Source organism: Oceaniglobus ichthyenteri (assembly GCF_003057885.1).
Lineage (GTDB): Bacteria > Pseudomonadota > Alphaproteobacteria > Rhodobacterales > Rhodobacteraceae > Oceaniglobus > Oceaniglobus ichthyenteri.
The window spans coordinates 1-983 of record NZ_QAGK01000033.1 but is presented as its reverse complement, the minus strand read 5'-3'; the positions used below and the strand labels follow the sequence as shown (position 1 = coordinate 983).

Annotated in this window: 1 pseudogene; it reads left to right on the top strand. The window is 57.4% G+C overall.

Going from position 1 to position 983, the window contains the following annotated elements:
• Positions 1-179 precede the first annotated feature (179 nt).
• A pseudogene (locus C8265_RS19860) lies at positions 180-785 on the top strand (tyrosine-type recombinase/integrase); the annotation flags it as partial.
• Positions 786-983: the final 198 nt, after the last annotated feature.

Here is a 983-nt window from a genome sequence, read left to right as displayed (position 1 = left end):
CGGTTCTCTTTGAAAAGCCGAACGCCGCGTGCGCGAAATTCAGCCGTGTAGGACGGGGTGGGTTTTCTCTGTGTCATAGGGCTCATCCTTGGAGAGTTTTACTCTCCGGTAAACCCGGGGCGGTTCATCGTGCCAGGGCACGCGTCGCGCGGGTTCGCGTCGCGACCGCATACCGGCACATGCAAGCGATCCAGTTCGTGTTCACGCATGTCGCCGATCACGGTGCGGCGCCTGTGAACGCCATGAAACGCGTCATCTGGACGACAAAGCAGCTGGAAAAGCTCAAGGCCGAGGAAAAGGACATGAAGCGCCTGCCCTGGGGCGACAAGCTTGCCGATCTTCTGAGCACCACGGCGTTCACCAAACCCCTTGCTCCCGCCGAGGACGTGCATGACGTGTTCTGGCCAACCCTGATCGCCTCACATTCCGGTTTGCGCCAGGAAGAAGTCTTGCAGCTGAAGACTGACGATTTCGACACCATAAAGGGCATACCGATTTTCCGCATCCAGTCGGGCGAAGGTCAGCACCTCAAGAGCGAAAGCAGTTACCGCATCGTGCCGATCCACAGAAACCTGATCGAACTCGGTCTTTTGAGATACGTAGAGGAATGCCGCCGCAAAGGCCAGGAATGGCTGTTCCCCGACATCGAAAGATGTGCGGCGAAGGGGCGGCTGTCGGGCACGTTCACCAAAATATTCGGCCATTACCGCATCAAGGAAGGGGTCTATGACCCTCGCCGGGATTTCCACTCGCTTCGCACCCATTTCAACGTGGAACTGAAGCGCCCGAAGTGCCCCCTTGAGATCCGCAAGCGGCTTCTCGGTCACAAACTGTGTGATATCACGGAAGATCACAATGGACCTGTCACGCTTTCATGCCGCTCCGGTTGCTCACTTAAGCGACCTTTCGTTCGAAGGCCAAGGGGCTTTTCCATCCCAAGGCTGAGTGCCGCCGGCGTGGATTGTAGAAGCCGTTGATGTATT